Below are 24,875 nucleotides of genomic sequence, written 5' to 3'. Positions count from 1 at the left end.
CTGTCACCGTCCGCCGGAGATCAGGGGCAGGCGACCACGGTCTGCCTCTGCTCGCCCAGCCCCTCGACGCCCAGGCGCATCCTGTCGCCCGGCTTCAGCCAGACCGGCGGCTTCTGGCCCATGCCCACGCCCGGCGGGGTGCCGGTGGTGATGATGTCGCCGGGCTGCAGGCTCATGAACTGGCTGACATAGCTGACCAGGAAGGCGGGCTTGAACACCATGGTGCGGGTGCTGCCCTGCTGGCGGCGCTGGCCGTTGACCTCCAGCCACATGGACAGGTTGGTGGGGTCGGCCACCTCGTCGCGGGTGACCAGCCAGGGGCCGATGGGGCCGAAGCTGTCGCAGCCCTTGCCCTTGTCCCACTGACCCGCCCGTTCCAGCTGGAAGTTCCGCTCGGAGATGTCGTTGCAGACGCACCAGCCGGCGATGCTGGCGGCGGCCTCCGCCTCGTCGGCATAGGCGACGGGACGGCCGATGACCAGGGCCAGCTCCACCTCCCAGTCCAGCTTGGTGCTGCCGCGGGGCTGGATGATGTCGTCATCGGGACCGCTGATGCAGCTGGTGGCCTTCAGGAACATCAGCGGCTCCGGCGGCAGCGGCACACCGGTCTCGGCGGCATGGTCGGCATAGTTCAGGCCGATGCCGATGAACTTGCCCACCCGTCCGACGCAGGGACCCAGGCGGGTGCCGGGAGCCGCCACGGGCAGTGACAGCGGATCGACCGCGCGCAGCCGGTCCAGCCCGGCATCGGACAGCACCGCGCCGGCGATATCGTCCACATGGGCGGACAGGTCGCGGATGCTGCCATCGGCGGCCAGCAGGCCGGGCCGTTCGGCCCCCTTGGGCCCATGACGTAGCAGTTTCATCGATGCTCTCCCTCTGGCGCGACGGCGCGGCTGTGCGCCGCCGGTTCAGGCTGGTCAGGACTCGCTGGCAGTCAGGCTGCTGCCATCCAAGACAGGACGTACCGTATCCCCGATGGGAAAGCCCATGCGGCAGAGCAGCCCGTCGGCCTGGAAGTCCAGCCGGGCCGATCCCTGCAATTCATAGGTCAGGCTCTGGCGGATCAGCACCGAGCCGAAGCCGGTTGAGGGCGGCGTGGCGATGGGCGGGCCGCCGCGCTCCTTCCAGGTCACGGCCAGACAGGTGCCGGCCGGGCGGCGATCGAGGGTCCAGCTGATATCGACGAAGCCGTCCGGGTTGACGAAGGCGCCATATTTGGCGGCGTTGGTGGCCAGCTCGTGGAAGACCAAGGCCAAGGCCAGTGCCGCCTTGGGCCGCAGCTCGACATCCGGTCCGCTGACCCGCACATCGTCCGGTTCCTGGCCGGAATAGGGCCGGACCTCATGGGCGATGATCTCCGACAGGCGCACCCATTCCCAATGATGCCGGGCCAGAAGATTGTGGGTGGCCGACAAGGCGCGCAGCCGCCCCTCGAAGGCTGGCCAGAAGCTGTCCAGCGTGTGGTGGCGCCGGCGGGTCTGGGTACCGATCGACAGGACCGTGGCCAGGGTGTTCTTCACCCGGTGGCTCAGTTCGGCCATCATCAGCTCCTGCCGCTCCTCGGCCAGACGCTGTTCGGTCACATCGACGATCTGGATCACGGCGCCGCTGGGCCGCCCGTCGTCGGCGGCCAGCGGGGCGATGGTGACGCTGACCGGTGTCCGCTCCCCGCCGGGTCCATCCAGCAGGGCCGGCTTGTCCTTGGCCGGACCGGGCAGGGCGTGCCCCGGTACCGGCGGCATATGCAGGCGCCGGAACAGGCGGCCGTCGCACAGCTCGGCCGGTGTCGCTGCCAGCAGCGCACGGGCAGCGGGATTGAGGAAGGTGACATCGCCCGCGGCGTCCGTCATCACCAGGGCCGAGGCGATGTTGTCGGTGATGGTCCGGGTGATCTGGGCCTGCTCCGCCAGGCGGCGGTTGGCCTCCTCCAGCTGGATATTGGTCAGCCGCAACTGATCGGCCAGGGCTGCCCTGGCCTCGGCCGCATTGCGCTCGGCTTCCAGCAGCAGGGTGCGGCGTTCCCGCGCCCGGAACTCGGCCAGCAGGCGCCGGTTCTGATCCTCCAGGAAACGGCGGCGCAGGATGGCCCGCAGACGGGCCCGCAAGGGGGCCCGCGACGGCTCCAGCCGCATCAGGTCGTCGATGCCGGCTCCCAGCAGGTCGGACATCCCGTCGCTGAGATCGGCATCGCCCTGGCGCACGATGATGAGGGCGGGCATCTCCGGCAGGGCGGCGCGCACCCGGCGGCAGAAATCCACACCGGCCATATCGGGCAACTGCTCGGCGACGAAGGTGCAGTCATAGCCGCCGGCCGCCAGGGCCGCCAGGGCGGCGGAGCCGGTTTCCCGGTGCTCCACCAGACAGCCCTCGTCATGCAGCAGCCCGTCCAGGTCGCGGGCCGCCTGTCGGCTGATCCCGGCGACCAGGGCACGGGCCTGCCGGAATACCGGTGCCGGCAGCACATCCACCTCGGTGTCGCGGCGGGCATGGCGCAGCAGATTGCGGACGCGCAGCAGCAATTCGGCCGGCGCGGCGGATTTCGGCAGGAAATCGTCGGCGCCGCTGTCCAGCCCCTCGCGTTGGCGCTCGGGGCTTTCATCCGCCGTCAGCATCAGGATCGGCATGCTGAGACTGGCGACATGCAGCCGGACCTGCCGGCACAGATCCATGCCCTGGAGCCCCGGCAGATGGTGGTCGACGATCAGCAGATGGGGCAGCTTGCGGTTCAGCACCGGCAGGGCCGCCTCGGCACTGGCCGCCACCTCCACCTCGTAGCCGTGCCGTTGCAGCATGTCCTGCAGGCGCAGGGCCTGCGTCGGCGAGTCCTCCACCAGCAGGATGCGGAGATCCGTCATTGGACACCTCCGCGGGCGCCGACCCGGCCCAGCAGGTGTGGGGCGATGGTGGTCAGCGGCAGCAGGGCTTTGACCGCCCCCAGATCGACGGCGGCGGCCGGCATGCCGTAGACCACCGCGGTGGAGGCGTCCTCGGCCACGGTATGGCCCCCGGCGCGGGCCAGGTCCAGCAGACCCTCGGCCCCGTCATGGCCCATGCCGGTCAGCACGACGCCCATGCCCCGCGGTCCCGCACTGGCCGCGATTGACTGCAGCAGAACAGTGCCCGAGGGCCTTTGCCCGGCCACGGGCGGTTCGGCCGACAGCTCCAGCCGGTGGCCACGCAGCAGCAGGTGCCGGTCGGGTGGCGCCAGATAGACGGTAGCGGACCGGGCGGTTTCCCCGGACTGGGCGATACGCACGGCAAAAGGCGTCTGGCTGGACAGCCAGTCGGCGAAGCCATCGAGGAAGCCGCCGCCGATATGCTGAACCAGCAGCACCGGCAGCGGAAAGCCGGGTCCCAGGCCGGCCAGCACCTGCACCAGGGCCGCCGGTCCCCCGGTCGAGGCGACGATGCCCAGGACCGAATAGCCGTCCGCCGGGACCGGCCCCGCCATGCGGGGCGGGGCCGGCTGATCGCTGGTCAGGGCCAGCGGGCGGCGCATCATCTGCCGCACCACCTTGACCTTGCTCATCAGCACCAGCTGGTCGCAGAGGCGCTGGGCCACGCCGGCATAGGCGGCATGGCCGAACCCCACGGGCTTTTCCATGACGGCCAGGGCGCCGGCCCGCAGCGCGTTCATGGCCAGACGCCCGTCCTCGGCACTGACATCGGCGGCGACGACGACGATGGGCGTGGGCCGCCGGCGCATCACCTCCTGGGTGGCGTCCAGCCCGTTCATGCCGGGCAGGCGGATGTCGAGCGAGATCACATCCGGCGCCACCGTCTCCAGCACCGTCAAAAGCGTCTCGGCCGACCCGACCGAGGCTGCTACCTCCAGCCGCGGGTCGGCACCGATGATCTGCTCCAGCACCAGGCGGACCGTCGGTGAGTCCTCCACGATGAGAACACGGATCTTCTTCATAACAGCTGCCGGATGGTCGACAGGAGTTCGTCCTGATTGAATTGACGCTTCACGATGTAGGCATCGGCTCCCAGGGCAAGTCCGCGGGCGCGGTCCTCGCGCCGCTCCAGCGACGTAACGAGAATGACCGGCAGACGGACCAGCGCCGGGTCTTCGCGGATGGCGGAAAGCAGACCGAACCCGTCCAGCTGTGGCATCTGCACATCGGTGATGACCAGATCCACCGCCTCGGCCCGCAGACGCTTCAGCGCCTGCACTCCATCCACGGCCATGCGGATCTCGTAGCCGTGGGCCTCCAGGATGCTCTTCTGCAGGGTGCGGGTGGTCAGGCTGTCATCGACCACAAGGATCACTGGCGTGCGCCGCTCCACCGGGCGGTCGGCCAGTGTGACAGCATCGCCCCGGTGGGATACGCCCAGCAGGCCATAGGGGTTCAACACCAGGGCCACGCCGCCATCATCCAGCAGCATGCCGCCGGCGACGGTGCCGCCGGGCGGAAGCGGGCCGCCCAAATCCTTGACCAGGGACTGCCGCAAGCCCAGGAAGGCATCGCAGGCCAGGGCCAACCTCTGGCCCTGGCCCTGCAGGACCAGGACAGGCAACGCCGATTGGGCGGGGGACACGGCTTGTGCGCCGAGACCGATCCGGGCGGCCAGTCCGGCCAGGGGCAGCATGCCCTCCGTGGTCCGCACCACCGGCCGCCCTTCGACGGAGCCGATGTCGGACCGGCGGACCCGCAGCAGCCGGTCGATGCTCTCGGCGGGGATGCCATAGGTCTGGCCCCCGGCCTGCACCAGCAGCAGGGTTTGCGCCATGGCGGCGACGGGAACCACCAGACGGAACTCGGTGCCACCCTGCGGGCGGTTGCTGACCGTGACATGCCCGCCCAGGCGGGTGGCCGCCTGACGCACGATGGACAGGCCCAGCCCGCGACCGGACAGGGTGGTCACCTCGTGCCGGGTGGTGAAGCCGGGCGTGAAGATCAGGGCCAGGATGGCGCTGTCGTCCGCTGGCTCCGGTCCCGGCGGCAGCAGGGACAGGCGGCGGGCGGCATCGCGCACCCGGGCTGTATCGATGCCGCGGCCGTCATCGGCCACCGTGACCGTCAGCTGTCCTTCCGCCACGGTGAAGCCCAGCAGCACCTGCCCCTGTTCCGGCTTGCCGGCGGCCCGCCGTTCGGCCGGCGGCTCCAGCCCGTGGCCGACGGCGTTGCGCAGCAGATGCAGCACCGGGTCGCGTAATCTCTGGAGCACGAGCCGGTCGGCCCGCACCTCCTGCCCCTGGACACGCAGGTCGGCGGCCACGCCCAGCTCGGCGGCCAGATCCCGGACCATGGCACGGACACTGCCGAACACCGTGTCCACCGGCACCAGCCGGGCGTCCCGCAGATCCTCCTGCAGATCCTCGCCCAGCTGGCGGGTCGTGCGGACCGCCAGCTCCTTGACCTGCCGTGCCGTGCGCAGGGTGCGGACGGCATCGCGCAATTGCAGCTCGAAGCCTTCGACCAGTGTGATCAGCCCCCCCTGTTCCAGCCCGCCGGGCACGGCGGTGGCCAGGGTCTTGCGCAGCCGCAGCCAGCTGCCCTGGAGGTCGGCCAGGGTGCCGCCCACCTCCTGCAACATGCGCAGCACCTGTCCCTGGCGGTACTGGGCCGCCACCAGTTCGGTGCCCGACAGCAGCACCCGGTCCAGCTGGCCGGCATCGATGCGGATGGTGCTATCGCCGGCTCCGCGCGGCAGCGGCGACTCCGCCGCAGCATCCGGCTCGGCCTCCGTGATCTCCGGCGGCAGGGGAACCGCTGCCGGCGCACCGGCCGGGAGGGCCGCCAGCCGTGCATCCAGCCGGGCCAGAAGCGCCGTGTCGTCGGGGGGCGGGTGCCCCCCCAGGCTGGCGACCCAGTCTTCCATCTGATCCAGCAGGTCGCGCATCAGGCGCAGACAGGCGCCGTCCAGCCGGTCCCGGCCATGGCGGATACGGTCGAACAGCGTCTCCATGCGGTGGGCCAGGGCTTCGACCGGCAACAGATCGACTGCGCGGGCGGCCCCTTTCAGGCTGTGGGCCAGGCGCGACACCTCCTCCAGGGCCGCTGCGCCCGGGGCGGTGCCGGCTTCGGCGGACTCCAGCAGGGTCCGGATACCTTCCAGATAGTCCCGCGACTCCTGGCGGAAGGCCTGTTGCAGTCGCTCCTGCAGGTCGTTCACAACCGGTACTTCTCCATCAGCCGGGTCATGGTTCCGCCGAGCTGGCCCAGGCTTTCGGCCGCCTTGGCCAGCTGGTCGGTGCCGCTGGCGGCCTGGACGCTGGCCTGCCGGATTTGCTGCAAACCCTGGGCGATCTGCTCTAGGCCGATCTGCTGCTGGCCGGTGGCGCCCACCACCTGCTGGAACGAGCCGCTGGTATCGCGCACGCTGCCGGCCATCTGGCGGATGACCTCTTCCGCCGTGGCCGCCTTGTCCCGTCCCGCGCTGACCCGCTTCAGCGCTTCTTCCGTCAGCAGCACCGAACTGCTGATGTTGCGCTGCGTCTGCTCCAGGATGGAGCGGACCTGTTTGGTCGCCTCCTTGGCCTGATCCGCCAGCGCCTTCATCTCATTGGCGACGACGGAGAAGCGCCGCCCCTGTTCCCCGGCCCCGGCAGCCTCGATGGCGGCGTTCAGTGCCACCAGGTTCGACTGTTCCGCGATCTCGTTGACGCTGGAGACGATGTCGCCGATGGCCTGGGTGCGTTCGCTCAGCGCCACGATGGTCTCCGCCACATTCTCGGTCTGGCTGCGGATGGCCTCCATGGCGGCGGTGGCCTCCTGCACGGCGGTCAGGCCGGTCTGGCCGCTGCCGGCAATGCTGTCGGCGGCACTGCCCACCTCGCGCGCCATCTCGGCAACCTGCTGCGCCGACTGGCCGATCTCCTCCACGGTGGTGGTGATCTCCTGCACGGCAGCCGCCTGCTCGCGGGTGCTGGAGGCTTGTTCCTGGATCGAGGCCAGGATCTCCTGCACCGAGGCGGCAAGATGGGCGGCGGTGCTGCGGGTTTCGGTGGTGATGGCGCGCAGGGCCTCCAGCATCGCGTTGAAGCTCTCGGTCAGCTGGCCCACCTCGTCCCGGGAGCGCACGGGCAGCGGCTGCTGTCGCAGGTCGCCGGCGGCGATGGCACCGGCCAGGGCGACGCACTGTTGCAGCGGCTGGACGATGCTGCGGCTGATCAGCAGGGCGGCCAGGACACCGGCCAGAACGGCGATGATGCCCAGGGCGATCTGCACGCCGACGATCCGGCTGACCTCATTCTGGGCGTAGCGGACGAACAGTTTGACGGCGTCGTCGGCCTTGAGTCCCGTTTCAACGCGCCCGCGTGCCAGCTCCTCCAGGACGGCGGGGTCGCGGCGGTCGGCCTCGGGCAGCTTCATATACCGGTCGATGCTGGCTGACAGGCGGTTCAGCAGAAGCCGCTGGTCGCGCAGCGCGGTGGCGATCTCCTCCGTCACCGGCGGCGGCAGATCGACCTGCGCATTGGAATCCAGGCTGACCACCACGGGTCCTCCGGCCAGCATGGCGGACAGATTGCTGTCCAGCACCTGCTTGGTGCGCAGATAGTCCGTCTGCATGCCCATTCCGGCATTGATGGCATCGGCCACATAACGCTGGATCAGGAAGCGCTGGCGGCCGATGGCGTCGGCATAGGCGGCATCGTTCTGCTGTGACCGCAGGGCGCCGATGGTCGACAGGATCAGGACCAGGATGGCTGCGGCGAAGATGCCGGTGATCAGCATCAGTTTGGTGCCGACGCGCTTGCCCTGCCAGGGCAGGACGGAGGAGGCGGGGTGCATCCGGGCGGGCCTCATGGTGCGGGCGGGTGGGATGGGGTGCCCGGCGCGAAGGATGGCGTCCCGGGGCTGAACAGGTCGATGGCGTCCAGGCGGCTCAGGTCCAGCAGCAGCAGACCGTCGGCATCGTTGCCGACCACCAGTAGGCTCCGAACGGGATGGCCGCCGGCCGGGGCAAAGGCGGCGGGATCGACACGGCGCAGCTCGCCGGCCTCGTCCACCAGCAGGCCGTAGCTGCGGACAGCGGAGCGCAGGAACAGGACCAGGGCGGCGGGTGCCCTGTCTGTCGGCAGGGGCAGGTGCAGCAGCGTGCGCAGATCGGCCACCGGCTGGATGCTGCCGCGCCGGTTAACGACGCCGGGCAGGCCGGGCGGCCAGCCGGGGACCGGGGTGATGCGGGCGCCGGGAATGGCGTCGGAGAGCTGGGCCAGCGGCAGGGCCAGCCACTCTCCTCCCACGCGCACCGTCAGCACCGGGATTGTTCCGGCATCGGGCAGGGTGTCCCCGTCGGGCTGGTGGCGCAGCTGCCGTGCCCGCCGCTGCCACAAGGCCTCCAGCCGTTCGGACTCCCGGCGGGCGGCGCCGGCGCGGGCCTCGGCGATGCGGTGCCGCAACAGCGGCCAGTCGAATGGCGTGGTCATGGCGGGGACAGCCGGTTGAGCTGCAGGGCGGCGGCGCTGTCCAGATCGCCTGCGGTCAGGGGAGCCGCACCGGGAACGGGGACGGCAGGGCCGAGGCGCAGGCACAGGGACTGGACCGTGCGGAAGCTGCGCCGCGCCTCGTCGCCGGCGCCGCGCCGGGCCAGACGGCAACCCAGCTCGTAATGGGCCAGCAGGAAGGTGCGGTCGAGATAGAGCGCGTCACGCAGGCTGCGTTCGGCCTTGTCGTCCTCGCCGCGATGGCTGTGAACGGCGGCCAGGGCCAGATGCGGCCACGGATTCATCTGATCCTCGGCCAGCCAGTCCAGGGCGAGCCTGGCCGCGTCGCCATCGGCCTCGGCCGCCAGCTGGTGCAGCACCAGCCGGTAGCGGTCGGTGCCATCGACACTCTCCGGCGGCGTCGGCTCTGCGCCGGTCTGCACCGGCGGACGCGCTACGGCCGGCGCCGCTGACCGGGCGGGGGACACGGCTTTCGGCAGCACCGGGCGGGCCGGCGGTGGAACCGGTCGTGCCAGGACGGGCCGTGCCAGGACGGGCCGCGGCTGGTCCCTGCGGCGGCGCTCCGGTGCATGAGTGGATTTCCGGTACAGGGTCGTATCGGCCAGGGCCAGACAGTCGAACCCGTCGAACAGGCTGAGATCGGATTCGGCATGGCCGACCAGAAGCCAGCCATCATCGGCCAGGATGTCGCGGAACTGCCGGATCACCCGGCGGTTGGTGGCGCCATCGAAATAGATGAAGACGTTGCGGCAGAAGATCAGGTCCGGCATCAGCGCCGGGTCCGGGGGAAAGGCCCCCCGGACCAGATTGTGCTGCTGGAAGCTCACAACCTGCCGGTAGGCGGGCCGCAGTTCCCAGGAGCGGCCGACCCGGGTGAAGCAGCGGGTGCGCACCTCGTCCGGTGTGGCCCGGAACGCCCAGTCGGAATAGCGCGCCTGCCGGGCCAGATGCAGGAACTGCCGGTTGATGTCCGTTCCCAGGATGCGCAGGTCCCAGCCCTCCAGACGATGCTGGAACTGTTCCTGCAGCAGGATGGCCGCCGTATAGGGTTCCGGCCCGCTGGAACAGCCGGCGCACCACAGATGCAGCCGCCGCAGCGTGCGGTTCCTGTCCAGGATGTCGGGGATGATGCGCTCGACAAACGCCGTCCACTGGGCGCGGAAACGAAAGAAATAGGTCTCGCCGATGGTCAGCTCGGCGATCAGGTCCTGGGCCTCCTCGCTGCCGTCCGCCGAATCCAGCCAGCGCAGATAGTGTGCGACCGATGTCAGGCCATGGATCTGCATCCGCTGCTGCACGGCATGGCCGACCGTGTCATCGCGGCTCAGAAGGAAGGACATGCCGGTGGTGTCCGCCACCCAGCGTTTCAGCGCGTCGAACGCCGGATCGGCGCTCAGCATGGGGATGGGCGCCATGCCCGGTCCTCCGCGCCCAGGGTCCGTTCCAGGCGGCGGCCCTGCTCGGCCAGGAACGCCGCGATGCGCGCTTGCTCCTCCCGCAGCAGAATCCGCGCGGGATCAAGGATGGTGCAGGGACCGCGGGGCAGGTCGATTTCCGCACTGGCCACACCGGAGAAGGTGCTGTCGGCCGCCACGGGCAGGCGCTGGCCCTCCGGCTGGGCGACCAGACCGACGACCCTGTCGACCAGAAGCAGGGCTGCCACCGCTCCGGACAGCCGGACCAGGGCCGTGGCCGCCGTCGGCGGCGCCTCGGGCAGGTCGAACAGACGGGCGGTGCGGATCACCGGCAGGGCCTCGTCCGGCAGCAGCAGCAATCCGGCCAGCAGCGGTGGCAGGCCGGGGGGCTGGGCCAGGGTGGCCATGGGCAGGACGCGCCCGACCGCCGGTGCAGGCAAGGCGCACTGTCGCTCCCCCAGGTCGAACAGCAGAAGCTGGGGCAGCGGGAGTCGGGGACGGTCCGGCATGGTGTCGCCTTTCACGCCACGGCCTGTCCGCCGAAGATGCTGCGGGCCAGGCGGATCAGCTCGGCTTCGCGCACCGGCTTCTGCAGCCGGGGGCGGTCACGCAGGCTTTCGGGCACGCTGAAGGCCTCGTAGCCCGTGGTCATGATGAAGGGAACGCCGCGCCGGGCCAGTTCCTCTGCCAGCGGGAAGACGTAGGTCCCGGCCAGATTGACATCCAGCACCGCGCCATCCAGGGGTTCCGACCGGGCGATGTCCAGGGCCTGCTCCAGCGTCGGGATCGGCCCGACCACCTCGAAGCCGAGGCCGGTCATGACATCTTCCACATGCAGGGCGATCAGGAACTCGTCTTCGACGATCAGGACGCGCTGGGCAGTCTTTTCCGTCGCCACACCGGATCTCCCCTTTTTGCTGGTAACGCCGAACGCGCGCCGCCGGAGTGCGGCCCGCCGTCACGGCCGCACTCTAGCGGTCCGGTGCCGCACAATCCTTATTCGTTCAGGGCTATGGCCTTGGTCATACCAATGGTTGATCGAGGGCCTATGCGCCGAGGTCTTTGGTAGACCGGCCCCTCCTCCGGCATGGTTTCCGGCATGGTTCCGGGACCGGTCCGGAGTCCGTACCGGGGGGCGCCGTGCGGGGGAACGGGGACATGGGCAAATGCCCTCCACCCGCCCGGCTTGCACCAATTCGCGGTATGGCGATGCGGCTGGAATGCCCGTTTACAGTGCATCCGGCGGGTACCGGCCGCCCTTTTCGTGACAAAAGCAGGGGTGGCCGGTGCCAAAGGGGCGTGGCGGATGCCCCAGGGTTGGGTCTGGGGCCGGGTTCGGGGCTGGATTCTGCCGCCCGGCGTCCGTCACCGTTCCCGCGAATACCGTCTTTTTTGCCGCCCCGTTCCTGGCTTCCGGTGGGGGCCGCCGCGGGGCTGCGCCGCCAAAGGTCTAGGGCCAAATGTGTAGGGGGCCGGACCATAGGGCTATTGCGCCGGTTGCGTAACGTGTGGTGTCCCATGGAGGTCTTTCCACTGAGAAATGGCATGGCCGTGCGCGACTCCACGATCCCGGGCACCGCCCCGGGCATTGTCAAGGCTCTGACGGGCATTGATGGTCTGGATCAGCTGACCGGCGGCGGTGTCCCGGCCGGCCGGCCGACGCTGATCTGCGGTTCGGCCGGATGCGGCAAGACGCTGATGGCCGCCACCTTCCTGGTCCACGGCGCCCAGAATTTGGGTGAACCGGGCGTGCTGGTCACGTTCGAGGAACGGGCGACCGACCTGGAGCAGAATGTCGCCTCGCTCGGCTATGATCTGGTGGATCTGCAGCAGCGGGGTCTTCTGGCCATCGACCATATCCAGATTGAGCCCAGCGAGATTGAGGAGACCGGGGACTACGATCTGGAGGGATTGTTCATCCGCCTTGGCTTCGCCATCGACCGCATCGGAGCCAAGCGGGTGGTGCTGGACACGCTGGAGGCGCTGTTCTCAGGCTTCTCCAACGAGGCCATGCTGCGGGCCGAACTGCGGCGCCTGTTCTCCTGGCTGAAGGACAGGGGTGTCACGGCTGTCATCACCGCCGAGCGCGGCGACGGCGCTCTGACCCGGCAAGGGCTGGAAGAATATGTGTCGGACTGCGTGATCCTGCTGGACCACCGGGTCGAGGGTCAGGTCTCCACGCGCCGGCTGCGCATTGTGAAGTATCGCGGCACGGCCCATGGCACCAACGAATACCCGTTCCTGATCGACCGGCACGGCATCAGCGTGCTGCCGGTGACCGGGCTGGGCCTTGACCATCCGGCATCGGAAGAGCGGGTGCCGACTGGCATTCCCGCCCTGGACGCCATGATGGGTGGTCAGGGCTTCTTCCGCGGCAGCAGCGTGCTGGTGTCGGGCATGGCCGGCACGGGCAAGTCCACCATCTGCGCCACCTTCGTGGAAGCGGCCTGCCGGCGGGGCGAACGCGCGCTTTATTTCGCGTTCGAGGAATCACCGGCCCAGATCCGGCGCAATATGCGCTCCACCGGCCTGGATCTGGCCCAATGGGAGCAGAGGGGGCAACTGGTCTTCCATGCCAGCCGCCCGACCCTTTATGGACTGGAGATGCATCTGGCCGCCTTCCACCGTGATGTCGCGCGGCTGCGGCCCGACGTGGTCGTCATCGATCCGATGTCCAGCCTGATGGAGATCGGATCGGGCTTCGAGGTGCATGCCATGCTGCTGCGGCTGGTGGATTTTCTGAAAAGCCGGTCCATCACCACCCTGTTCACCAACCTGACCCAGGGCGGTTCGGCCGAGGCGCGGACCGATGCCGGTATTTCTTCGCTGATGGACACTTGGCTGCTGCTGCTGAACCGTGAGACGGCGGGAGAACAGAACCGGCAGCTCTATCTGCTGAAATCCCGTGGCATGGCCCATTCCAACCAGGTGCGGGAATTCCTCATGTCGGATGACGGCATCGACCTGCGCCCGGCCTATCTGGGGCCGGAGGGTGTGCTGACCGGTTCGGCGCGACTGGCGCAGGAGGCCCGCGACCGGGCCGCGCGCCAGCTGCGCGCTGCGGAAATGGACCGGCGCCGGCGGACCATTGCCCGCAAGCGCGCCCAACTGCTGGCGCAGATGGAGGCCCTCCAGGCCGAGCTGGAGCTGGAGGACGAGGAGCTGCGCCTGCTGGCCGACGAGGATGCGGCGGTTGTGCGCATGGCCGAGGAAGCCCACAGGGCCATGGCCCACAGCCGCAGGGCCATGCAGTCCGCCGAGGACTAGGGAGATCGCCATGGATCGATCCGTGCTGGACAGGGGGGGTGACCAGTCCATGTCCGAAGAGAAAGGGGCGGCGATGCAGCTGCGACTCTATGTGGCGGGCAAGTCCGCCAAATCCCTGACAGCCATCGCCAATCTCCGCCGCATCTGCGAGGAGCATCTGGATGGCCGCTACGATGTGCAGGTGATCGACCTGCTGGAGAATCCCCAACTGGCCCAGGGCGACCAGATCCTGGCCGTGCCGACGCTGGTGCGCAGCCTGCCCGCCCCCATCAAGAAGATTATCGGCGATCTCTCCAACACCGACCGGGTTCTTGTCGGACTTGATCTTCGTTCCGCGCCGTGAGGATGCCGTGACCGGTTCCAAGAAACCTTCGGATTTCGGGGCCGGTCCGGCCAGCCAGCCCGAGGATTATGTCCTCCGTCTCTATGTCACGGGGACCACGCCCCGATCCATGCGGGCCATCGAGAATATCCGCCGCATCTGCCGCGATCATCTCGGCGACCGCTACAGGCTGGAGGTGGTGGATGTGTACCAGCAGCCGCATCTGGCCTCGCAGGCCCAGGTGGTGGCCGCTCCGACGCTGGTGAAGGAACTGCCCTCGCCCCTGCGCAAGCTGGTGGGCGATCTGTCCGATCAGGACCGTGTCCTGGCCGGCCTGGATATCCGGACACGCTGATGGCCGTTTCGCCCAGCGCCGCCGGCCGGGAAGCCGCCCTGGCAGCGGAGATCGCCGAGCTCCGGGTCCGTCTGGCCGAGGCGGAAGAGACGCTGGCGGCCATCCGCACCGGCGAGGTGGACGCTCTGGTGGTCGATGGGCCGCGCGGGCCGCAGATCTACACGCTGCGCAGCGCCGACGAACCCTATCGTGTCCTGATCGAGGAAATGCCCGAAGGGGCGCTCACCCTCTCCGACGAGGGGATCATCCTCTATGCCAATGCCAGCCTGGCCCGGCTGGCCGGGCGGCCGCCATATCAGATCACGGGCCGGCCCCTGGCCGAACTGCTGGCGCCGGGCCATGACCCGTCCTGGATCGCGTCCGGCCGGCGGCAGAACCGCGAGGCGGAGCTGGTCCGTCCGGACGGCAGCCGCGTTCCGATCTGGCTGGCGGCCAGTCCCTTGCCGAAATGGGCGGACGGCGCATCCTGTGTGGTGGTCGGCGATCTCAGCGACCGGCGGCGGCGGGAGGAGGCCGAGGCGGCGGAACGGCTGGCCCGCTCCGTCCTGGACCATGCGGTCGAGGCCGTGGTGGTCTGTGATCCGGCCGGCCGGGTAACCCATGCCAGTCTCGCCATGTCGCGGCTGATGGCGGCCGATGTTGTCGGGCGTGATTTCGCCTCGGCGTTTCCACTGGTTTGGATGGTCGGAAACGGCAGCGACATCCTGCCCCGCGCCCTGGCCGGGCAGGTGGTGCGCGGGGTGGAGGCGACGCTGGATACACCCGCCGGGCGGGCATCGCTTCTGGTCAGCGCCGGGCCGCTGTTCGGCGCGCGCGACCGCATCATCGGCTGTGTCGTCACCCTGACGGACATCACCGCCCGCAAGCGGGCCGAGGAACGGCAGCAGCTGCTGATGGCCGAACTCAGCCATCGCGTCAAGAACACCCTGGCGACGGTGCAGTCGATCTGCGCCCGGACGGCAGCGCGGGAAACCGATCTGGCCGGCTTCCGCCAGGCATTCGAGGGGCGCCTGCGCGCCCTGGCCGAAACCCATTCGCTGCTGTCGGACAGCCATTGGGATGGGGTGTCGCTGCACGCGCTGCTGCGAGCCGAGCTGGCGCCCTATGGTGATCCCGACGGCGGTCGCGTCGGTCTGGCCGGACCCGCCCTGGACCTGTCGCCGCGGGCGGCGCTGGCGCTGGGACTGGTGGCGCACGAGCTGGCCACCAACGCGGCCAAGTACGGGGCCCTGTCCACCGAGGCCGGGCGTATCCAGGTAGAATGGGCGCTGCGGGACGGGATGGTCCGGGTCGATTGGCTGGAAGCCGGGGGGCCGCCGGTACACCCGCCGCGCCGGCGGGGGTTCGGGCGCATGCTGGTGGAGCGCGGCATCGGCCATGAGCTGGGCGGCCAGGCGGAGATGGACTTCCGCCCCACCGGCCTATTCTGCCGGATCAGCCTGCCCACGGCCGGTGCCTTGACCGGGCTGGACCGGGACGGCCGGTCCGGCCGCTGACCCGGCCATTTTCCCGCCCTGTCGGCCCTCCCGGTTGCGGTCACCACTGCCCGCGTGGCACACCGGTTCCCGGATGGCATGGTCCCGGCCGGGACCGGAGGGGGCGGGAGAAAACATGACGGACAGCATCGATGTCGTTCTGGTGGGCTATGGCTATGCCGGCCGCACCTTCCACGCGCCGCTGATCGGTGCGGTTCCCGGCCTGCGGCTGGCGGCCGTGGTGTCGTCGGACCCCGGCAAGGTGCGGGCCGACCTGCCGGATATGCGGGTGTTCCCCGATCTGGCACAGGCGTTGCTGGACCCGTCGCTGCGGCTGGTGGTGGTGGCCAGCCCCAATGACAGCCATGCCCCCCTGACCCGTCAGGCGCTGGCGGCCGGGCGCCATGTGGTCGTGGACAAGCCCTTCACCACCAGCCATGCCGACGCGGTGGCCCTGGATGCCGAGGCGCGTGCCCTCGGGCTGGTTCTGTCGGTCTTCCATAACCGGCGCTGGGACGGCGATTTCCTGGCGGTGCAGCAGGTGCTGCGCTCCGGCCGGTTGGGCACGGTGGTGCAGATGCGGTCCCATTTCGACCGCTTCCGGCCGCAGGTGCGCGACCGCTGGCGCGAACGGCCGGGAGCGGGCGGTGGCCTCTGGTTCGATCTCGGTCCCCATCTGCTCGATCAGGCGCTGTGCCTGTTCGGACCGCCGGATCGGCTGTCCCTTGACCGCGCCTGCCAGCGCCCGGGGGCCTCGGCTGACGATTGGTTCCAGGCGGTGCTGCACTATGAGACCCGGCGGGTGCTGCTGGAAGCCGGCATGCTGGCCGCCGCCCCCTGCCCCCGCTTCACCCTGCATGGAACCGCCGGCAGCCTGACCGTCGATGGGCTGGACGCGCAGGAGCCGGCATTGAAGGCCGGGCAGCGGCCGGGAGGCGCCGACTGGTCGCTGCCCGGCCAGCGGATCTGTTTCTTTGCGGGCGATACGCCCGACGGGCAGGTTTCCGCCCCGGTTACGGAGCAGGCAGCTGCGGGCGATTACCGCCACTATTATGCCGGGGTGCGCGACGCCATCGGCAGCGGTGCCCCGGTTCCGGTCACCGCTGCCGATGCGGCGACCGTCATGCGGCTGCTGGATCTGGGCTGCGAAAGTGCGGCCGGTGGCCGGGTGCTGCCGGTCCGGCTGTAGGGGATCAACGTCGACGGGGACCGTCTCCACCGCCAACTTTCGCTTCGGGGGTGTCCTCTTCCCCTTGCCGTTTGGCGTCGACCCGGCCAGTTTGTTGATCGGTGAATGGTTCAGTCTGGAGTTGCAGGGTGAAAACACCCCAGATCGAAGCGGCCTGGAAGGGAACGGCGGCCTGCCGGAACTGCGCGATCCGGCATCTCGCCTTGTTCTCCGAGCTGGAGGAGACCGACTTCCAGCACATCCATCTGCCCATCGAGGAACTGCATTTCGATGCCGGGGCGCAGCTGTACGGGCTGGATGAACCGGCGCGGGCCGTCTTCACCATCCGTTCCGGCATGGTCAAGCTGGTGCATGTGCAGGCCGACGGGACCCAGCGCATCGTCCGCCTGTTCCGCCGGGGCGCGGTGGCCGGGCTGGAGGCCCTGGTGCGGCCCAGCTATGAGCATATCGCCATCTGTGTCCAGCCGACCGAGGTCTGCCGTATCCCGCGGGAGGTCATCGGCCAGTTGCAGGCGGAGACACCGCGGCTGCATCGCCGGCTGATGGAGAAATGGTACGAGGCCCTGAGCGTGGCCGACGATTTCCTGACCGACCTGTCCACCGGCAGCGCCCGCCAGCGTCTGGCCCGGCTGCTGCTGCATCTGACGGCGGAGCAGCCGGAACAGCCTGTCCGCCTGTTCACCCGCGAGGATCTGGGCGCCATGCTGGCCGTGACCCTGGAAACGGCCAGCCGGACCATTTCCGAGTTCAAGCGCGCCGGCCTGATCCGCGAGATCGCCCACAATCTTGTGCTGTGCGACCGCGACGGCCTGATGGCCGCGGCGCGGACGGACTGAAAACCGTCAGCAGCAGCCATCGCCGCCGCGGCACGGCTCCTCCGCCGTCTCCCGCTGCGCCCCCTCCGAGCGGTAGATCTCCGCCCAATGCCGGAAGGCCGGCAGATGGCAGTGGCTGGAGGCGTCGCGCAGGCGCAGGAACACGGCCTCGATATCGGGATAGCCCTGCACCACCGGCAGCAGGGCGTGGTCGTACAGGGCCGCATTCTTCACTTCCGCCGCCACCGCCGCATCGCAGGCGGCGGCCAGACTGCCGGGAATCTGGTCCGGCGCCCAATGATAGGGGTTGGCCGGCGCCGCCCGGCCATAGCGGTGCAGCAGCCGGATCACGGCGGCGGCGTGCCGCTGTTCCGCACCGAGGATGACGGCGAAGGGCATCACACGCCCGAAGCGCCCGATCACCGCCCTGTAGGTGGCTTCCGCCTGGAATTCGTCATCCAGGGCGGCCAGCAGGGCATCGACGACGGCGTCCGGCAGCGGCCCGCTCCGGCATGGGCCGTCTCCGCGCTCGGGGTTCTGCTCCGGCATGATCCTGTCTCCGTTCGGAACGCTGCCGGCAGAATGCCGCTGGAGGCACGGGCAGACTTTGCGGGTTGTCAAGTGGAGTGGCGGCGGCACGGTGGCAGCGATACGCTTGCGGATTCGCAAGGCGGATGCCGGGGCGGCGGCCTATCTGCTGGGGCCTGGACAGGAAACCGGGCAACCGCGCCGGATCGGGGGGAGATGCCATGAGCACGGGTCAGAAGACCATGGAACAGACACAGGCCGGCACCATCGAGACGCTGGACCCCGCCACGGTGCAGGACAAGCTGCGGCGGCGCGAGATCGTGCTGATCGATGTGCGCACGCCCAGCGAATACGCCTTCGAGCATGTGGAGGGGGCGCTGCTCTATCCCATGTCCGACTTCGATCCGGACAACCTGCCGGTGGGGCGACCGCCGGTGCTGATGTGCGGGTCGGCCATGCGCTCGCACCGGGTGGCGGAGCGGTGCGTGGCGGCGGGCATGCCGGCCATCGCCCAACTGGGTGGGGGCTTCGCCGCCTGGAAGCAGGCCGGCCTGCCCTATCTGACCATCGATCCCGCCACCGGGTCCGCCAGACGCGCGCCGTGAGGCGCAGCAGCCCGGGGCGTCAGTCGAGCCGGATATAGCCGCGCTCGATGACGCGCTCCGCCGCTTCGAAGGCCTGTGCCATCTCCTGGTAGGCTTCACGCCGGCGCTTCAGGTCCAATAGGGCTTCTGCATCCGGATGCTGGCGGCTGGCGACGTCCATGCCCAGCCGGATATAGTCGGCCCGCAATTCGGCGACCCGGACGGCCATGCGCAGCAGCGTATCCCGGTTCAGTCCCTGCAGGGTCTGGGTCATGACCAGGCAATTGGCTTCCAGGATGGCGGTCTGCATGGAGTCCAGGAAGTGGCGGACCCGCTGCCGTTCCGCACTGTCTGCCATTTCGGGAGTCAACAGCCCCTCCTTCTTGCCGACGGGGGCGTACCCTGCGACCTTGCCGTCCATCCCAGCCTCCCTGATGCGCTACGTCCATCGGTGCAATAGGCCAGCATGAACAGTACCACGATCGGGCAGGCATGTCTTGGCCGCCGCGCGGATCAGAGGAAGACGCGGCAGATCTTGTTGGGATCGGCTTTGGCGGCGGCTTTATTGGCCGACAGGGTCCGGACCAGCGTGTCGGCGCCGATGCCCTCCACCCCGCCCGGCGGGATCAGCAGCAGCACGGCGCTGGCGGCCAGCAGCGGAAACAGCCGCGGCGCCCCGTCGCGGTCCTTGCCATGGAAGCCGCCCTGCTCGCGGGCTTCCACGCCATACAGGCTTTCGGCATCGGAGCGGAAACGCTCCAGAAGCGTCGCCACCTCGCGGCCGGCCGTATCGTTGTCCAGGCCGCTCAGCGCCAGGACGAAATCGTCGCCGCCCACATGGCCGGCGAACCCGCCCAGGGTCGAGGCGGCCAGTTTCAGCCGTTCGCTGAACATCAGGATGGCGCGGTCGCCCTGACGGAAGCCGTAGGTGTCGTTGAAGGGCTTGAAATGGTCGAAGTCGATATAGGCGATGGCGTGGGGCCGGTCCGTGACGCTGAGGATCTCTTCAACATGCCGCACGATGGCATCATTACCGGGCAGGCGCGTCAGCGGGTTCTGGTCGGCCGCCGCCGCCAGACGGTGCTCATGCACCAGCCGCAGCAGGGCATGACTGCCCAGGAAGCCGACATACTCGCCCCCCTCCACGATGATGACGCCGTCGGTCACCGAATCTTCCGAGAAGGCTTCCACCACGCGCTCGATCGGCGTGCTGATATCGCAGATGGCGCAGGGCACGATGAAGTCGTCCAGCCGGTGGGCGGCCACCTTGTTGCGCAACAGGTCGCTGCCATAGCGTGAATAGATCAGCGGCTTCAGATCCCGTTCACGCACCAGACCCCGGGGCGAACCGTCCCGCCCGACCACGGGGACCACCGGCGGCGCCCCCGGATTGCCGAACAGGTCCAGCAGGACCGAGCGGTGGGAATCGATGGGAAGCGGCGGAATGCGTTCCAGCAGTTCCCCCAGCCGGTCGCGGGCCGCGGTGGCCTGGCGCCGGTCACGGCTGTTCAGGGTTTCCACCGCCGCGTTGATGGTGGGCAGGCTGTCTTCATAGATGGTCGGATGGGCCAGAAGATAGCCCTGGGCGAAGTCGCAGCCCACATCACGGCAGACATAGAACTGCGTCGCCGTCTCCACCCCCTCGGCGATGGTGGCTATGCCCAGCGCATGGGCATAGCCCACGAGATAGCTGACGATGGCCCGCTTGCGCAGGTCGCTTTCGATGCCGTCGATGAAGAAGCGGTCGATCTTCACATAGTCCGGCCGGGATTCGTACAGCAGCTTCAGACCGCCGAAGCCGACTCCGAAATCATCCAGGGCGATGCCGATCCCCGATTTGCGGTAAAGCTCAACCGCCGTCTGCAGCCGCGGGCCGACGGCGCTGGTGTCGCATTCGGAGATTTCGTGGACGATCTGGATATCGCGGGAGCGTCCCAGCCGGCTCAGACGCTCCGCCGCATGTTCATAGCGTCCATCGATGTTGAGGAAGAGTTTGGCCGCTGCCGACCCGTTCAGCACGCCGAAGCGCTCCACGGCCCGGCTGGTCAGCGTGGTTTCCACCAGGGACAGCATGCCGTCCTCGGCGGCACGGTCCAGCATGTCCAGCGGGCTGGTGAAGCCGAACTTGTCCCAGCCGCGGATCAGCGCTTCGAACCCGTGGCACCGACCGGTGCGGATCTGCACGATGGGCTGAAAAGCATGCTGAAGGCCGGCAAGGATATCCTGCCAGTGTTGTCCGCTAGCTGGCCCGGTCCGTGCGTCGACCGGCACTGCCGAGACCGGCATCGATCGTTCCCCTGTCCGCGATTGTGGCGTGGAGGCTACTGCATACCGGTGACAGATACATGACGATTTCCGCGATGCCCGCCTTTGTCGCGGTCATGGCGGCCATCTCCCCGACTTGCGGCAAGATCAGGCAGGGGAGTGAAGCCCCGGCATTAAATATTGGCGGTTGTCTCTGTCTTTGAAATTCCCGTATTCGGCCTGAAGTTCATTGTGGGCGGAACCGGGATACCACAATGCGATGCACAGGCCGGGGGGCGCACCCGTCGGCGCCCTGGCCGGTATCCCCGGCCGACCCGGTCGGTCATTGGCCCGGTGTTGCCAGCACCGACACGCGGACCGCCACCTCCAACCCGACCCAGTCGCCGGACGACCACTGCCCCTGGCCGACACCGAAGTCGGTCCGCACCAGGGTCACCGCACCTTCCGCCCGCATCTTGCCGCCCTCGGGGCGCAGGGTGAAGGGCAGGACCAGGGGGCGGCTGACGCCCCGCAGCGTCAGGGTTCCCACCGCCTCGAAGGCATCGTCCCCGGTGCGGCGGAACTGGTCGGCCTCGAACCGGGCCTGGGGAAAGGCGGCGATGTTGAACCAGTCGGTCTCCGGCATGGCGCCGTCGCGCTGGTCGTCACCGGTGCGGGCGCTGGCGGTGTCCACCGTGACCACGGCATGCCCCTGTTCGGGCGCCGCCGGGTTGAAGCTGATTTCCGCCTGGAAGCGGCCGAAAGCGCCCTCGAAGGACTGTCCCATCTGGCTGCCGGTGAAGCGCAGGCTGGAGCCGGCGGGATCGATGATCCAGTTCCCCTGCCCCGCACCCGTCGGCGGCGGAACGGAGTGTCCCGCCTGGGACGCCGACCCTGCCGTCGGAGTGCCGGGCGTCGTGCCGCGCACTGTCAGGATGCCGGCCGTGGCGGCCAGCAGCAATCCGGCCAGAACCAGTCCCTGGCGCCGGCTGGGGCCGCGGGTCGGCAGCATGCGCTCGGTCACGCCGTCGCGCAGGATCAGGGCATGGCGCAGGGCGGCGGCCACATGCACCAGCAGCAGCGCCAGCATGGCCCAGCCGCCGATGCCGTGAAGCCCGCCCAGCCCCTCGGCGGCGCGGGTCCGGATTTCGGGATCTGCCGGCCCCGGCAGGTGCGGCACCAGGAACAGGCCGAACCAGCTGGTCGGCAGGTTCAGGGCGGAATAGGACACGGCGGCCCAGCCGGTCAGCGGCAGCAGCAGCAGCAGCACATAGAAGCCGAAATGGCCGAGATGGGCACCCAGCCGCTCCAGCGGCGGCATGCTGTCCGGCAGGGGCGGCGGCCGGTGCGTCAGCCGCCAGAGGACGCGCAGCAGCGTCAGGGCCAGCACGGTCAGGCCCAGGGCCTTATGAGCCTGATACAGACTGAAGGTGGCCGGGCCGGAGGGGATGCGCGTCATCACCAGACCGCTGGCCAGCAGCAGTAGCACGGCCAGCGCGATCAGCCAGTGCAGCGCCATGGCCACACCGGTGTAGCGGTGGGAGGGGAGCGCCGCCGCGGCGGCGCGTGACGGATGTCCGGCGGTCATGACGACGCTCCCTGTCCTCAGCCTTACGGCTTCAGCTGGAATTCGCTGCCGATGCGCAGCGTGACCTCGTCCCCGACGGCGGGCACATAGGCCTTGATGCCGAAGTCGGAGCGCTTCAGCGTGCCGACGGCGTCGAAACCGACCGAATAGGTCTTGCTGATGAAATTGACGCCGGCCTGGTTGAAGGTGGCATCCAGCGTGACCGGCTTGGTCACGCCCTTCAGCGTCAGGTCACCGGTGATGCGGGCGGTGTTGGCGCCCGTGCGCTCGATCTTGGTGCTCTTGAAGGTGGCGGTCGGGAACTTCGCCGTGTCGAAGAAATCCGGGCCGCGCAGATGCTTGTCCAGCGCGTCATCGCTGCTGTCGATGGCGGCCACGTCGATGGTGATCTCCAGGCTGGACTTGTCCAGGTTGGCCGGGTCCAGCGTCAGCGACCCTTGGGCCTTGGGGAAGGCGCCGTAATAGGTCGAGTAGCCCAGATGGTTGATGGCATAGAGCACCTTGGTGTGGCTCGGCTCCACCGCGTAGGTGCCGGCCTTGACGGCGGCAGCGTCGCGGGTCACGTCCTGCGCGGCGGCAGGCATGGCCAGCAGGGTCGCGGTCACAAGCAGGGACCGGATCAGGGTGGAACGCATGGATCGTCCTCCAAAGGGCGTTGCGATGGGGTGCCTGATCTAAGCACGGGATTGGCCCGGTACAATCTGCGCATGTGGAAAAATATCGTCCCGCCTGGTGGAACAATTTTTCCCTTGCGTCTGCGGCGTTCGTATCTACGGGCGGGTGCTGTTGAACCGGGCGGACAACATATCAGCCCCGTTGATTGTGCGGTGGACGCAGCCGGGGGAGCGCGGCAGGATAGGGCCATCCTTCGGGATCGCGGCTCGTTGAGGGCAGCTTGCGCCGCGTCACCAAATGCTAAAGCGCCGCGCGGGTCTGCCCGCCGCCGTGGCGCTGGTTTGGTTGAAGTGCCATGGAAGCGCAGTCCCGCGGAGCGCCGGCCATCCGGCTGGACCAGATCCGCAAATCCTATGCCGCCAAGGGCAAGGGTGTGGCCGTTCCGGCTCTCGACGGCATCGACCTGACGGTCGCCGCCGGGTCGGTCACGGCCATCGTCGGTCCCAGCGGGGCCGGCAAAAGCTCGTTGTTGCGCTGTGTCAACCTGCTGGAACGGCCGGACAGCGGCCGGGTCCATCTGGGCGACCTTGAGCTGACCGGGCTGGCGCCACCGGCGCTGCGCCAGGCGCGCCGCTCCATCGGCATGATCTTCCAGCATTTCAATCTTCTGGCCAACCGCACCGTGGCCGGCAATGTCGCCCTGGCGCTGGAACTGGCGGGGTGGGAGACGGCCCGCATCGGCCCCCGAGTGGCCGAGCTGCTGGATCTGGTCGGGTTGGCCGACAAGGCGGACCGCTATCCCTCGCAACTGTCGGGCGGGCAGAAGCAGCGCGTCGGCATCGCCCGCGCCCTGGCGCCCAATCCCGGCGTTCTGCTCTGTGACGAGGCCACCTCGGCCCTGGACCCGGAAACCACGCGCCAGATCCTGGAACTGCTGGCCCGTATCAACCGCGATCTCGGTCTGACCGTGCTGCTGGTGACGCACGAGATGGCGGTGGTGCGTCAGGTCGCCGACCGCGTGGTGGTGCTGGAATCCGGCCGGATCATCGAGGATGGGCCGGTGGAGCAGGTGTTTGCCCGGCCGCAGCAGCCCACGACCCGCACCTTCCTGGTGGACGAGACCGGGGCCGTGCTGCCGGCGGAAATGGCCGCCAGACTGGTGTCCGCGCCGGTGCCCGGCGGCAGCACCATTGTCCGCTTTACCGCCGCGGGGCCGGCGGCCGCCCAGCCGCTGCTGGGCCGTGCGGCGGCCCAGGCCGGGGTGGATGCCATGCTTCTGGCGGGCCGGGTCCAGCCGCTGCGCGACCAGCCCTTTGCCGCCTTCGTCGTCGAACTCACCGGATCCGCCGCCGCGGTGGACCATGCCCTGGCCGCCATGACGGCGGCGGGCGCCCAGATCGAGGTTCTTGGCCATGTCGCCCCAGCTCTTCGCGCTGCTGTCTGACGCCACGCTGCAGACCCTGCTGATGGTGGGGGTGGCCGGTGGCCTGGCCAGTCTGGCCGGCATTCCGCTGGGGCTGTTCCTGGCCCTGACCGGACCGGGGGACCTGCTGCCGCGGCCGATGCTGCAACGGTCGGTCGGGCTGGTGGTCAATGCCGCCCGCTCCACCCCCTTCATCATCCTGGTGGTGGCCATCGTGCCGCTGACCCGGGCCATCACCGGCACCTCCATCGGCACGGCGGCCGCGACAGTGCCGCTGACCCTGGCCGCCGTCCCCTTCATCGCCCGCGTCGTCGAAGCGGCGGTGCGCGAGGTGGACCGCGGCCTGGTGGAGGCCGCCCAGGCCATGGGCGCCAGCCCCGGCCAGATCGTCGCCAAGGTGCTGCTGCCGGAGGCCCGCGCCGGCATCCTGCGCGGCCTGACCCTGGCGGCGGTCAGCCTGGTCGGGTATTCGGCCATGGTCGGCGCCGTGGGCGGCGGTGGCCTGGGCGATCTCGGCATCCGCTACGGTTATCAGCGCTTCATGCCCGAGATGATGCTGGCCGTGGTGCTGATCCTGGTGGTTCTGGTGCAACTGCTGCAATCCGGTGGCGAGGCGCTGGCCCGCCATCTCGACAAACGTACCCCCATCCGCTGAGG

23 protein-coding genes are annotated in these 24,875 nt (G+C 69.3%); 9 read left to right on the top strand and 14 right to left on the bottom strand.

Features of this window, described 5'->3' with window-relative positions:
* Positions 1-20: 20 nt before the first annotated feature.
* Genes DK368_RS11865 through DK368_RS11825 form a run of 9 tightly spaced genes read right to left on the bottom strand, consistent with a single transcriptional unit; the run spans position 21 to position 10,711 of the window.
* Positions 21-866, bottom strand: coding sequence for a fumarylacetoacetate hydrolase family protein (locus tag DK368_RS11865; protein ID WP_114394157.1), 846 nt, complete (start codon positions 864-866; stop codon positions 21-23).
* Between the two features lie 54 nt (positions 867-920).
* Positions 921-2,858: a response regulator gene (locus DK368_RS22295; protein ID WP_114394156.1), complete on the bottom strand. Its 1,938-nt coding sequence runs from the start codon at positions 2,856-2,858 to the stop codon at positions 921-923.
* Entirely contained in the window at positions 2,855-3,922 is a 1,068-nt protein-coding gene (locus DK368_RS11855) for a chemotaxis protein CheB (protein ID WP_114394155.1), read from the bottom strand. Before DK368_RS11855 ends, DK368_RS22295 begins: the two co-directional genes overlap by 4 nt.
* Positions 3,919-6,123 (bottom strand): hybrid sensor histidine kinase/response regulator, encoded by a 2,205-nt coding sequence (locus DK368_RS11850; protein WP_114394154.1) that lies wholly within the window; start codon positions 6,121-6,123, stop codon positions 3,919-3,921. Before DK368_RS11850 ends, DK368_RS11855 begins: the two co-directional genes overlap by 4 nt.
* Complete coding sequence (locus tag DK368_RS11845) at positions 6,120-7,742, bottom strand: methyl-accepting chemotaxis protein (RefSeq protein ID WP_162306005.1); 1,623 nt, start codon at positions 7,740-7,742, stop codon at positions 6,120-6,122. The genes DK368_RS11850 and DK368_RS11845 overlap by 4 nt, the downstream gene beginning before the upstream one ends.
* Positions 7,743-7,753: 11 nt before the next feature.
* Positions 7,754-8,380 carry a chemotaxis protein CheW gene (locus tag DK368_RS11840; RefSeq protein ID WP_114394152.1) on the bottom strand — a complete coding sequence of 209 codons (627 nt, stop codon included), beginning with the start codon at positions 8,378-8,380 and terminating at the stop codon, positions 7,754-7,756.
* Positions 8,377-9,813, bottom strand: a complete 1,437-nt coding sequence (locus DK368_RS11835; RefSeq protein WP_114394151.1) for a CheR family methyltransferase — start codon at positions 9,811-9,813, stop codon at positions 8,377-8,379. Before DK368_RS11835 ends, DK368_RS11840 begins: the two co-directional genes overlap by 4 nt.
* Positions 9,792-10,322 carry a chemotaxis protein CheW gene (locus DK368_RS11830; RefSeq protein ID WP_155524560.1) on the bottom strand — a complete coding sequence of 177 codons (531 nt, stop codon included), beginning with the start codon at positions 10,320-10,322 and terminating at the stop codon, positions 9,792-9,794. The genes DK368_RS11835 and DK368_RS11830 overlap by 22 nt, the downstream gene beginning before the upstream one ends.
* Before the next feature lie 11 nt (positions 10,323-10,333).
* A complete protein-coding gene (locus DK368_RS11825) occupies positions 10,334-10,711 on the bottom strand; it encodes a response regulator (RefSeq protein WP_114394149.1) in 378 nt (125 codons plus the stop codon).
* A 647-nt stretch (positions 10,712-11,358) separates the two neighbouring features.
* Between DK368_RS11825 and kaiC the strand changes: the two genes are divergently transcribed.
* The 6 genes from kaiC to DK368_RS11795 all read left to right on the top strand — a co-directional run bounded on the left by kaiC (position 11,359) and on the right by DK368_RS11795 (position 17,257).
* The gene (kaiC, locus tag DK368_RS11820; protein WP_114394148.1) at positions 11,359-13,080 is read left to right on the top strand and encodes a circadian clock protein KaiC; all 1,722 of its coding nucleotides are present in this window, start codon (positions 11,359-11,361) and stop codon (positions 13,078-13,080) included.
* A gap of 10 nt (positions 13,081-13,090) precedes the next feature.
* Positions 13,091-13,423, top strand: a complete 333-nt coding sequence (locus DK368_RS11815) for a circadian clock KaiB family protein (RefSeq protein ID WP_114394147.1) — start codon at positions 13,091-13,093, stop codon at positions 13,421-13,423.
* Positions 13,424-13,430: 7 nt separating this feature from the next.
* Positions 13,431-13,757, top strand: coding sequence for a circadian clock KaiB family protein (locus tag DK368_RS11810; protein WP_240002466.1), 327 nt, complete (start codon positions 13,431-13,433; stop codon positions 13,755-13,757).
* Positions 13,757-15,253, top strand: coding sequence for an HWE histidine kinase domain-containing protein (locus tag DK368_RS11805; RefSeq protein ID WP_114394146.1), 1,497 nt, complete (start codon positions 13,757-13,759; stop codon positions 15,251-15,253). The genes DK368_RS11810 and DK368_RS11805 overlap by 1 nt, the downstream gene beginning before the upstream one ends.
* A gap of 115 nt (positions 15,254-15,368) precedes the next feature.
* Positions 15,369-16,421: an oxidoreductase gene (locus tag DK368_RS11800; protein ID WP_114394145.1), complete on the top strand. Its 1,053-nt coding sequence runs from the start codon at positions 15,369-15,371 to the stop codon at positions 16,419-16,421.
* 128 nt (positions 16,422-16,549) lie between these two features.
* Entirely contained in the window at positions 16,550-17,257 is a 708-nt protein-coding gene (locus tag DK368_RS11795; protein WP_114394144.1) for a Crp/Fnr family transcriptional regulator, read from the top strand.
* 6 nt (positions 17,258-17,263) lie between these two features.
* Here DK368_RS11795 and DK368_RS11790 read toward each other — a convergent pair whose 3' ends face one another.
* Positions 17,264-17,785 carry a ferritin-like domain-containing protein gene (locus tag DK368_RS11790; protein ID WP_193552282.1) on the bottom strand — a complete coding sequence of 174 codons (522 nt, stop codon included), beginning with the start codon at positions 17,783-17,785 and terminating at the stop codon, positions 17,264-17,266.
* A 200-nt stretch (positions 17,786-17,985) separates the two neighbouring features.
* Between DK368_RS11790 and DK368_RS11785 the strand changes: the two genes are divergently transcribed.
* Positions 17,986-18,369 (top strand): rhodanese-like domain-containing protein, encoded by a 384-nt coding sequence (locus DK368_RS11785; RefSeq protein ID WP_240002465.1) that lies wholly within the window; start codon positions 17,986-17,988, stop codon positions 18,367-18,369.
* Positions 18,370-18,388: 19 nt separating this feature from the next.
* Here the strand turns inward: DK368_RS11785 and DK368_RS11780 are convergent, their stop codons facing one another.
* The 4 genes from DK368_RS11780 to DK368_RS11765 form a co-directional block, all read right to left on the bottom strand.
* Entirely contained in the window at positions 18,389-18,769 is a 381-nt protein-coding gene (locus tag DK368_RS11780) for a hypothetical protein (RefSeq protein WP_114394143.1), read from the bottom strand.
* 92 nt (positions 18,770-18,861) lie between these two features.
* On the bottom strand, positions 18,862-20,634 hold the full coding sequence (locus DK368_RS11775) for a GGDEF domain-containing protein (protein WP_114394142.1): 1,773 nt from the start codon (positions 20,632-20,634) through the stop codon (positions 18,862-18,864).
* A gap of 301 nt (positions 20,635-20,935) precedes the next feature.
* The gene (locus tag DK368_RS11770; protein ID WP_114394141.1) at positions 20,936-22,180 is read right to left on the bottom strand and encodes a YceI family protein; all 1,245 of its coding nucleotides are present in this window, start codon (positions 22,178-22,180) and stop codon (positions 20,936-20,938) included.
* 23 nt (positions 22,181-22,203) lie between these two features.
* Positions 22,204-22,815 carry a YceI family protein gene (locus tag DK368_RS11765; protein ID WP_114394140.1) on the bottom strand — a complete coding sequence of 204 codons (612 nt, stop codon included), beginning with the start codon at positions 22,813-22,815 and terminating at the stop codon, positions 22,204-22,206.
* A gap of 335 nt (positions 22,816-23,150) precedes the next feature.
* Between DK368_RS11765 and DK368_RS11760 the strand changes: the two genes are divergently transcribed.
* A complete protein-coding gene (locus DK368_RS11760) occupies positions 23,151-24,239 on the top strand; it encodes a methionine ABC transporter ATP-binding protein (RefSeq protein ID WP_114394139.1) in 1,089 nt (362 codons plus the stop codon).
* Entirely contained in the window at positions 24,208-24,873 is a 666-nt protein-coding gene (locus DK368_RS11755) for a methionine ABC transporter permease (RefSeq protein ID WP_114394138.1), read from the top strand. The genes DK368_RS11760 and DK368_RS11755 overlap by 32 nt, the downstream gene beginning before the upstream one ends.
* Positions 24,874-24,875: the final 2 nt, after the last annotated feature.

The organism is Oleisolibacter albus, from assembly GCF_003336875.1.
Taxonomy (GTDB): domain Bacteria; phylum Pseudomonadota; class Alphaproteobacteria; order Azospirillales; family Azospirillaceae; genus Niveispirillum; species Niveispirillum album.
The sequence above is the reverse complement of the archived record's forward strand: the minus strand, read 5'-3'. Positions and strand labels throughout refer to the sequence as shown.

What these genes read in the sequence shown, in the direction of transcription:
- kaiC (WP_114394148.1), top strand. Translation starts at nt 11,359, where the DNA reads ATGGCCGTGCGCGACTCCACGATCCCGGGCACCGCCCCGGGCATTGTC.
- DK368_RS11805 (WP_114394146.1), top strand. Translation starts at nt 13,757, where the DNA reads ATGGCCGTTTCGCCCAGCGCCGCCGGCCGGGAAGCCGCCCTGGCAGCG.
- DK368_RS11785 (WP_240002465.1), top strand. Translation starts at nt 17,986, where the DNA reads ATGAGCACGGGTCAGAAGACCATGGAACAGACACAGGCCGGCACCATC.
- DK368_RS11845 (WP_162306005.1), bottom strand. Translation starts at nt 7,742, where the DNA reads ATGCACCCCGCCTCCTCCGTCCTGCCCTGGCAGGGCAAGCGCGTCGGC.
- DK368_RS11770 (WP_114394141.1), bottom strand. Translation starts at nt 22,180, where the DNA reads ATGACCGCCGGACATCCGTCACGCGCCGCCGCGGCGGCGCTCCCCTCC.
- DK368_RS22295 (WP_114394156.1), bottom strand. Translation starts at nt 2,858, where the DNA reads ATGACGGATCTCCGCATCCTGCTGGTGGAGGACTCGCCGACGCAGGCC.
- DK368_RS11840 (WP_114394152.1), bottom strand. Translation starts at nt 8,380, where the DNA reads ATGACCACGCCATTCGACTGGCCGCTGTTGCGGCACCGCATCGCCGAG.
- DK368_RS11865 (WP_114394157.1), bottom strand. Translation starts at nt 866, where the DNA reads ATGAAACTGCTACGTCATGGGCCCAAGGGGGCCGAACGGCCCGGCCTG.
- DK368_RS11830 (WP_155524560.1), bottom strand. Translation starts at nt 10,322, where the DNA reads ATGCCGGACCGTCCCCGACTCCCGCTGCCCCAGCTTCTGCTGTTCGAC.
- DK368_RS11815 (WP_114394147.1), top strand. Translation starts at nt 13,091, where the DNA reads ATGGATCGATCCGTGCTGGACAGGGGGGGTGACCAGTCCATGTCCGAA.
- DK368_RS11760 (WP_114394139.1), top strand. Translation starts at nt 23,151, where the DNA reads ATGGAAGCGCAGTCCCGCGGAGCGCCGGCCATCCGGCTGGACCAGATC.
- DK368_RS11755 (WP_114394138.1), top strand. Translation starts at nt 24,208, where the DNA reads ATGTCGCCCCAGCTCTTCGCGCTGCTGTCTGACGCCACGCTGCAGACC.
- DK368_RS11765 (WP_114394140.1), bottom strand. Translation starts at nt 22,815, where the DNA reads ATGCGTTCCACCCTGATCCGGTCCCTGCTTGTGACCGCGACCCTGCTG.
- DK368_RS11790 (WP_193552282.1), bottom strand. Translation starts at nt 17,785, where the DNA reads ATGCCGGAGCAGAACCCCGAGCGCGGAGACGGCCCATGCCGGAGCGGG.
- DK368_RS11800 (WP_114394145.1), top strand. Translation starts at nt 15,369, where the DNA reads ATGACGGACAGCATCGATGTCGTTCTGGTGGGCTATGGCTATGCCGGC.
- DK368_RS11775 (WP_114394142.1), bottom strand. Translation starts at nt 20,634, where the DNA reads ATGCCGGTCTCGGCAGTGCCGGTCGACGCACGGACCGGGCCAGCTAGC.
- DK368_RS11855 (WP_114394155.1), bottom strand. Translation starts at nt 3,922, where the DNA reads ATGAAGAAGATCCGTGTTCTCATCGTGGAGGACTCACCGACGGTCCGC.
- DK368_RS11780 (WP_114394143.1), bottom strand. Translation starts at nt 18,769, where the DNA reads ATGGACGGCAAGGTCGCAGGGTACGCCCCCGTCGGCAAGAAGGAGGGG.
- DK368_RS11835 (WP_114394151.1), bottom strand. Translation starts at nt 9,813, where the DNA reads ATGGCGCCCATCCCCATGCTGAGCGCCGATCCGGCGTTCGACGCGCTG.